Source organism: Bacillus australimaris (assembly GCF_001307105.1).
GTDB classification, from domain to species: domain Bacteria; phylum Bacillota; class Bacilli; order Bacillales; family Bacillaceae; genus Bacillus; species Bacillus australimaris.
In genome coordinates this window covers 1-9,912 of record NZ_LGYN01000011.1, presented here as the reverse complement: position 1 = coordinate 9,912, position 9,912 = coordinate 1, and the positions used below count along the sequence as shown (strand labels likewise).

Below are 9,912 nucleotides of genomic sequence, written 5' to 3'. Positions count from 1 at the left end.
GTGAGCTTCTCCTTCAAGTGCCTCTTCTATCAACAGGACATGACCCATGAATGAAGACGGTGCAGTCAGCCCTTTCTGCATTAGAAGTACCTCTGCCCCGCAGTCTTCCAGCATGTACGCAATTCGCTGCGCTGGATAGTCCGCATCAATTGGAACGAATGCCGCACCTGCCTTGAGTACACCAAGGACAGCGGCTGTCATGTCAAGAGACGGGCGGGTGAGAATACCAACGCGGTCTCCTTGTTTTGTACCGCTCGCAATAAGTCTTGAAGCGACTAGATTCGCCCGGCTGTTCAGTTCTTCATATGTCCAGCTCGTTCCACAGAAGGTCGCCGCTTTTTGGTGTGGTGCTTCATGAACCTTAGATTCAATTAGTGCATGAACCGTTTGGTCTGATGGCACGTCAAGGTCTGGCCCTGACCATTCATTGATCAGCTCTCGTTTTTCCTCTTCAGTTAAGATTGATAGCGCTGAAATTGGCTGATTCAGCTTCGCCAGCATCTCGTCTATGATTTGTTCAACATATCGACTCCATCGCTCAATGGTCCTCTTTTTAAACAGTGCCGCTGCATACTCAAAGCGCAAGCCCACTTGGTCTTTTTCTTCAAATATACCGAGCGTTATATCAAATTTTGCATGAACGGTATCTTGCTGCTTTTGCGAAAGCTTAAGTCCATTCAAATCCGGTAACGTCAGGTCACGGTCATCAGTTGTGAGCAGGACACTAAACAATGGATTACGGCTCGTGTCTTTCGGAAGATCTAGCTGTGCCACCAATTCCTCAAACGGGAAATCTTGATGTTCATAGGCTGATAGGCTGCGAGCCTTTGTGTTTTCAAGCAGTTGTGCTGTAGTTTCTTCTGGCTGCACTTCGTTTCGAAGAGCCAGTGTATTCACAAACATGCCAGGAATACGTTCGATTGAAGCATGCGTACGTCCTGCGGCCACAGCGCCTATGACGATATCTGTCTGACCAGTTAATTTTGAAAGGAAAATGGCAAATGCCGTTTGCATCACCATATTCAAGCTCACACCTTTTTCCGCCATGAGCGCTTTGATGGACTGCACCTTTTCAGCAGACAACCATCTATCCACTCGTCCTCCCTCAAATGTCTGAACATGGGGACGCGGAAAATCAAGCGGCAGCGCCAAATCTTCTGGCGGCTGTGCATATTGCTCCAGCCAATATTGCCGTTGTTTCTCAAACAGCTCTTGCTGCTTTTCTTCCTGCTGCCATACCGCATAATCCTTGTAGTGAAGCTGAACCGGCGGTAACGGCTTTTGCTTATACAGCTCAGCCAGTTCTTGAATGAGCAGGCTGCGTGTGACACCATCTGCAATGATATGGTGCATATCCATCATGAATACATATTTCTCTTCAGATAGCTTCGCCACTTTTGCCCTCATTAGTGGTGCTTGATGTAATGAGAATGGCGTAATGAATGCCTCTACGACAGACTGTTCCTGACCACTCTCTATTTCAACAGTCTCTAATGTAAACGGCACTTGGCGATAGACTTTTTGAACTGGCACACCGTCAATTTCCACAAAGGCCGTCCGCAATGATTCATGTCTTTCGATCAAGGCTTGAAGCGCTTTTTCTAGCTGCTTCACATCAAGGCTGCCTTCCATCGTTAAAACGGCTGGCATATGGTAAGTGACTGCTCCTGGATGTAGCTGCTGCAGTACATACATCCGCTTTTGTGCGGAAGAGACGGGATAGAAATCTTGCTTTTCCGCCGGCTGAATGGTTGTGATAACGGAAGAATCCGCTTCTTCCAAATAGGCAGCCATCGCTTTTATCGTTGGCTTTTCAAAAAGAACTTTGAGCGGCACATGCTTGTTCAGCTTGGCTTGCACCTTCGAAATAAGCACCATTCCTTTGAGGGAATGACCACCCAATTCAAAGAAATGATCATGAACTCCTAATTGTTCAACCGCTAGAACTTCTGACCAAATGTCACACAGCGTCTGCTCAAGTGCCGTTTCTGGCGCCACATGCGCTGTGCGGTTCATATGCACCTCATGCGGAAGCGGCAGAGACTTCGCATCCACCTTTCCGTTTTGCGTGAGTGGAATGTGATCGACTTTGACAAAGTACGTTGGAATCATATAGTCCGGCAGTGTCTCCGCAAGATTTTCTCTAAACGCAAGTGTCCCAATGTGTTCAGGCGCTGTGTAATAGAGGGCAAGCTCCGGTAAACGGGACAGGTGCAGGACTTTGACATGGACTTCTTGAACAGATGCCAGAGCACGTGCGGCATGCTCAATCTCCTGTTTCTCAATGCGATAGCCGCGGATTTTCACTTGATCATCGACTCTTCCAAGAAATTCAATGTCTCCATTTGCATACTGTCTGACCAAATCCCCCGTGCGGTACATTCGCTCTTGAGGGACATATGGATTTTCAAGAAAACGTTCTGCAGTTAATTCAGGCTGATTCAAATATCCTCTCGACACGCCCTCGCCGGATATATAAAGCTCTCCCGGCGCGCCATAAGGAACAAGGCGCTGCTGACGATTGCATACGAGCGCTCTTGCGTGAGCAATTGGCTGCCCAATCACAGAGCGTTCCTTCAAAGCGTCCAGCTCTTGCGGTGTGATCAGCTTGGTCACTGTACCAATGGTTGTCTCCGTTGGACCGTAATGATTCATCACTGCCACACATGGATGCTGCCTCATAAATGTTTCAACATCCTCAGAAACAATCGGTTCCCCTCCAAGTATCACAAGGCGTAAAGCGTTAAATGCATGATCCCTAGAATCTGCCATCATATGAAATAAAGATGGTGTCATTTTGATATAAGTCAGCTCTTGTTCATCTATCAAACGCATAAGACGCACAGGGTCTGTATACACGTCTTCACGAGGTACATAGAGTGTTCCCCCTGCTTTTAAGACAGGGAAAATGCTTGTGTAACCGAGATCATACGCATAAGAAGAAAGCAGTGCTGTCCGATCACATTCCTGCAAGGTCACCTCATTTGTCAGCCAGTTGACATAGTGTGATAGATTACGATGCGTGAGCTGCACACCTTTCGGCTTACCTGTTGTCCCAGAGGTGTAAATCACATAAGCAAGCTGATCAACCGATACTTCCGGCAGTTCTAATGAGTAGCTTTGGCGCACTGCTTGTTCAACCTGCACCACTTGAAGCGCTTTGTGATTCTGATAGGAACCCGCAAGAGACTCATTTGTTACGATCACTTGTGCACCTGAATCTTCTAATGTGTAGCGGATTCGTTCAGCCGGGAAAGCCGGATCAATTGGCACAAATGCTCCTCCTGCTTTCATCACACCGAGCATGGAGACGATGACATAGACAGACCGGTCAAGGATCAGTGCTACAGTCTTTTCTTTCTCTACGCCTCGTGTCTTCAGTTCACAGCTTAGTGCAGTTGACATGTCTTCCAGCTCGCGGTAGGTGAGCTTTCTTTGGTCATCCATGACCGCAATGGCATCAGGTGTTTCTTTTGCCTGACGTGAAACTTGGACATGGATTGGCTCATGGTGATCCGTTTGCCCTTCGGCTTTTTTCTCCAGCCGCTCTATTTGCTCATGCTGATCCAGTATATGGAGCAAGCCAATCTGTTCCTCCGGATGATGAACCGCCTCACGAATAATGGCCAGGAGGTGAGTTCCGAAACGGCGGATGGTCTCTTCTTTGAATAAAGCTGCTGCATAATCAAAGCTCAGCTTTAACGCTCCCTCTCGTTCAAATGCTTCTAGAGATAGATCAAATTTGACCGAGTGATGCTGAATGGCATAAGGCGAAATGTGCAGATCACCGAGCTTTAGTGCTGGAACCTCCATGTTCTGCATGTTAAATGACACGCTAAAGAGCGGGCTTCGAGTTGTATCACGGTCTAATGGAAGACGGGCAATTAACTCTTCGAGTGGATAGCTTTGATGGGCAAAAGCGTCAACACTCGTTTCTTTTATTTCTTCAAGCAGCTGTAAAAATGTTTTCGTTTGCTCTGGCTTCCCGCGCATCGCAATGGTGTTGATAAACATTCCCGGCATGTCCTGTATATCAGGGTGTGTCCGTCCGGCAACAGGTGAACCTACAATGATATCTTCCTGTCCGCTATAAGAGGCAAGCAGCACTTGAAATGCAGATAACAAGAACATATACATGGTCGTATCTGTTTTCTGAAGCAGTTCCTCAATTCGTTGAGTCGTCGCTTGATCACAGCCAAACATGAATCGTTCTCCGGAGAAATCACGTTCCGCAGGACGCGGATAATCCGTTGGCAGTTCTAAAACTGGTAAATCTCCTTCGAATTGCTTCAACCAATACGCTTCATGCTCCTTCTGTTTTTCCGTTTCTTCTTCACTTAACTGCCAGACAGCATAATCTTTATAATGGATGGCCCTTTCTTCAAGAGCTTCTCCGTCATAAGCCTTCGCCAAATCTTGAATGAACGTCTTCATAGAGCTGCCATCTGTAATGAGATGATGTGCTTCCAAAGCAAGAAGATGACGGTCCTCACTGACTTTGAGCAGCTGAGCACGCAAAAGGGGTGCCGCTGTTAAATCAAATGGCGATTGACGTTCAGAAAGATATGCCTCTGCCTCTTCTTCCTTAATGTCATAAACGGGAAGGTCAAATGTAGTCTTTTCATGCACCCTTTGGACAATTTCTTCTCCAATCATATGAAAACTTGTTCTTAAGATTTCATGCGTTTGGATTAACTGATTAAACGCTGAACTGAGCCGCCCATATTCGAGCTTTCCTTCAAGCGTTAAGACGATCGGAATATGATAATTCGTACTGTCAGGTTCGAGTGTCTGTAAAATGTATAAACGGCGCTGAGCTGGTGATACCGGATATTCGTCTGCCTGCTCTACTGGCAAAATAGGATGTCCCTTTTCTTCTTGACCATCCTGATCGATATACGCCGCTAATGAGCGAATCGTCGGCTTCTCAAAGATCATTTGAATCGGCACTTCCTTTTGAAGCACTTCTTGAATTTTCGCTGACATCATCATTGCTTTGAGAGAATGCCCGCCAGCCATAAAGAAATGCTCGTCTACTCCAACCGTTTTCCCAAGGAGCTCCTCCCAAATGTCAGCTAGTGCCTTTTCCGTCTCAGTCTCAGGCAGAATGATTTTGATCTCTTCGCGATGCACTTCATCCGGCTTTGGTAAAGCTTTTCGATCTATCTTCCCGTTCGATGTCAGTGCAAAGGCATTCAGCTTCATCACATGGTGCGGCACCATATAAGCTGGCAGCTCCCGATTGAATAAATTCCGCACCTCTTCTTCTGACAATGCTCCTGTGAAGTAAGCGATGATTTCCTTTTCATCTGAGGAAAGCTGCTGAACAAGAACAACCGCCTCATCTATGCCTGCATCTTGCTGAAGCACCGTTTCAATTTCACCAAGCTCAATACGAAATCCTCGTATTTTCACCTGATCATCTGCCCGGCCGAGAAATTCGATCTGGCCATCCGCGCGATATTTTGCCAAATCCCCTGTTCGATACATACGGCCTGACGGCTTAAAAGGATCTGCCATGAACATTTGATCGTTCAACTCTGGACGATGGAGATATCCTCTTGAAACACCATCTCCACCAACATACAGCTCTCCTGGCGCTCCAATTGGCTGCAGCCTTTGGTGATCATCTAAAATATAAGCTGTTGAATGATTGATCGGCTGACCAATTGGGATCGAACCCGTTTCATCTCCTCTTACTTCGTAAATGGTCGAGATGGTTGTATTTTCTGTTGGGCCATAGACATTCAGTAAGATAAGTGATGGATGATGCTTTTTCACAAGCTCCGCACTTTTCACATTGATCACATCGCCGCCCGTGAACAATGTTTTTAACCCTTTGAACATTTGCGGCCGCTGCTGAGCGAGTTGATTAAATAAACCAGTCGTTAAAAAGAGTGCCGTGATCTGATTTGTTTGGATAAATTGTTCGAATTGGTAAATATCCAATAAAGTATCTCGGTCAACAGGATAAAGCGTCGCCCCATTCATTAATGTAGTAAAGATTTCAAGGGTGATCGCATCAAAGCTGACAGCTCCTGTATGTGCCATACGATCCGACTTGTGCAACCCCAATTTCTCCTGAGCGCATGCCAATCTCACAATATGCTGATGCTCAATTTGAACACCTTTTGGTCGTCCAGTTGATCCCGATGTATACATGATATATGCCAATTGGGACGGAGACGTCTGGACTGATAACTCCACTTGGGAGTGTTGAGACGTGCTGGCCACATGAACTGTTTTCATGCTTTCATCAACTGGCGGCTGACTGTCAGCATAAAGCAAAATCGATACGCTGCTGTCTTCAAGCATCCATCTGGTTCTCTCCTCAGGCTGAGCTGGATCAATCGGTACATAAGCAGCCCCCGTGTGTAAAACAGCTAAAATAGCGATCACCGCATCTGCTGATCGATTCATATACACAGCGACCGCATCCCCTGGCTGAACACCATTTTCAATAAGACTTCCGGCTACACGACGGATCTCTTGTCCAAGCTCCTCGTATGTGAATGTTCGCTCGCCTTCGACTAATGCCAGATGGTTTGGCTGCGCCTTGATACGTTCATTGAGCAGCTCGGGAATGGACAGGTGCTTCGGATAGTCTCGCTCCGTCTGATTCCACGCTGCAATCTGCTGCTTTTCTTCTTCTGTGATACATGTCACTTCATGAAGGCGCATGTCAGCATTTTGAATGATTTGCTTGATGAGATTGGTCAGATGTTTCGATATATTTTCAATGACTTTTTCTTCAAACGCCTTGGCGTTGTATTTGATTTTCAATGTCCACGTTTCACCCGGATAGACAAGAAGGTTCAGATCGAAATTCGTTTGTTCAAATCCGTCCTTTACATCAATGGAAAAACCGAGACGTTCTGACATAGTGTCACCAGACAGCTCCTGATCTAAAGGATAGTTCTCAAACCCAACCAAATGATCAAAGAGCTGTCCTCCAGCAGCTGTCTTTTGCTGAATGTCATAAAGCGGCATGAAATCATAGTTTTCCGCATCCAATGCATGCTGCTGAACCTGCTGAAATAATTGTTTGAAGGTCTGCTCCTGATCCAATGTCACCCGAACAGGTATCGTATTGATAAACAGCCCTGCCATACGCTCAATCCCAGACACACTTGGAGGTCTGCCTGATACAACTGTTCCGAATGTGACATCATCTGCCGCATGATAGGTGCCTAAAAGAACGGACCAGACAGCCTGAAATAAGTTCGGTGCTGTCACCTTGCATTGTCTTGCCACATCTTGAATGGCTTGTACCGTTTGAGCATCCCATGTAAACGTCCATTCCTGATGGTCGTATTGACCGTTCGCTTCTTTTTGCTGCAGCAGTCCTTGGTGCTGAACAACACCATCCAGCCGTTTTTCCCAATAGTCTTCTGCTTCTTGTTTGTTTTGCTTTCCAAGCCACTGAATATAGTCTGCATAAGGCTTACCTTGTGAGCGATCCGGCGTTCGGCCGTTCCGATAAGATTCATAGTAATGAAACAGTTTTTTCATCAACACACCCATGGACCAACCATCCATGATGATGTGATGGTTGCTCCAAATAAGGTGCCAGTTTGTTTCATTTAGTTGAAAAACAGCGACTTTCAACAATAGATCATTCGTTAAGTGAAATCCTTGCCTTCTCACTTGCTTTTTATATTGATCCAATACCTTTTGCTGCTCCTGCTGATTCAGATGAGAAAGGTCCTCTCTATACACATCTAAATGACGTTCGGCCAATACAACCTGGCGAGGCTTTTGTAATTGCTGATAGACAAACGCTGTCCGCAGAATGTCATATGTCCGTATGAGTTCATTAAGACTCTTTTCAAAAAGATCGAGATCAAACTCTCCGCTTATTCCAAGCTCAAGCTGTGTGAAATAAGAGGAGGAATTAGGGTCTAGCATGGCATGATACAGCATGCCCTCTTGCATTGGTGTTAAAGGATATACCTTTTGAATTTTCTGCTTGCTCATAAGTCCACCTCTTCGTTTTGCTTAAAATAGGTCCATTAGCTTTTCCAGTTCATCCATGGTGAGATCCTCATCTCCTACATCACTAGGTGTAATCTGGCTCTCATCCTGGGATAGACAATGTGAGATCAACACCTTCACATTTTTTTGCAGGAGGTCCTTGAACTGTTCCATCGTACGTTCCTCGAACTCAAGGTGATGATAGGAAATCGTCACATGAAGCATTGCTTGTTCTACGAAACCAACAATATCTATCGCATGCGGTTTCTCAGATTCAGGACTCAGCGATTGTCCCGCATGCCATGCAGAGCGTCTCAGCTCACCGCTGCCGATCTGTTCGTCAAACTGACCAAGATAGTTAAAGCTGATATCTGGCATGACTTGAAAATCGATATCTTCCTTCATCTTGTCAGGCGTTAAATATTTTAAAACGCCATAGCCGATTCCCTTATTCGGAATGTGCCTGAGCTCCTCTTTTAAATGCTTGATCTGATAAGAAAGATCGTCTGCATGCGACATATCTAGTAACACAGGATACATACTTGTAAACCAGCCAATGGTTCGCGATACATTGACCGCAGGCAGGATGTCCTCTCTTCCGTGTCCTTCAAGATGAATAAAGTGCCTGTCTTCACCTGTCCACTCTTTCATGGACAAGCCTAATGCCGTCAGCAAAATATCATTGATTTCTGTTTGATAGGCTTCATGTACGTCCGTCAGCAGACTGCGCGTTTCCTCCTCAGACAAGGTAAAACGGATGGTCTCTGTATGAAGCATTCGTTGATCCTCCGTCACATGATCCTTTTGAAGCGGAGGAACGGAATTCGCAAGTGCATTTTTCCAATAGTCCCTTTCTGCCAGCAGCTCATCTGACACAGCGTATTCAGTCAGCTTCTGGGCATATTCTTGGAAGGAATGTGTTTTTTCAGGAAGGGTCAGCGCTTCCCCGCGCTTCGACTGTTCATAAAGAGCCATAAAGTCTTCAAGGAAAATGCGCCATGACACACCATCAATGACAAGATGATGAACAGCTAGTAATAAATGATCTCCCTGATCCGTTCGGAAAATGGCAGGCTTCACTAAAGGTCCATCTGCAAGCGACATACTCGCCTGCACTTCATTTGCCAGCTCCTCGACCTGCCGGATTTGCTGTGACAGCTCTCCTTTTACTTCCATCACATCAACAGCTACATTGTTTTCCTCGATTCTTCGATGACGCTGGATCACGCGCCCTTCTTCGAGCGGATACACCATTCGCAAGGCATCATGATGGATCATGAGCTGCTCGAGCACTTGCTGAACAATTTCCTCATCCAAACCATTTGGCGTGTGGAGCATAACCGATTGGTTCCAATGATGCTGACTCGTAAAGTTTCGCTCAAAGAACCAGCGTTGAATCGGTGTTAAAATCACATCTCCTTCGACAGGTGATTGATCGGCTGTGAGAAGATCTGCTTCTTCAATATATGGGCGAAGCTCCGCAATCGTTGGATATTGGAAAAGCAGCTTCATATCGAGCTTCCAGCCCGCTTGCGTAAGTCTGCTTGCCATTTGGATACCTTTAATTGAATCTCCACCAAGGAAGAAGAAATGATCGTGAATGCCGACTTGGCTAACGCCAAGAACGTCTGTCCAAATCTCACAAAGCAGCGTTTCGACTTCGTCTCTTGGTGCTTCGTATGCCGTTTGGTTTGCTTCCATATCTGGAGCCGGCAATGCTTTTAGATCGACTTTTCCATTTGCCGTCATTGGAAATTGATCTAGCTTTATGATCCATGCTGGCACCATGTAGTCTGGCAAGATGCTTTTTAGGCTATCTTTCAGAGCTGTCGTTTCTTCATCCGTAATGACGTAAGCGATAAGTGCATCTTGACCACTTACATCTTTGACCGTTGTCACGACTGCTTCTTGGACTGTATCCAGCGCAAGGAGCTGCGC

At 46.1% G+C, this 9,912-nt stretch carries 2 protein-coding genes; both read right to left on the bottom strand.

The window, feature by feature from the left end; genetic code table 11:
- The coding region (locus AKG37_RS06590) for a non-ribosomal peptide synthetase (protein ID WP_060698086.1) at positions 1–7,977 on the bottom strand (7,977 nt) is incomplete at its 3' end.
- 21 nt (positions 7,978–7,998) lie between these two features.
- A partial coding sequence (locus AKG37_RS06585; protein ID WP_237697655.1) for a condensation domain-containing protein occupies positions 7,999–9,912 on the bottom strand: 1,914 nt, incomplete at its 5' end.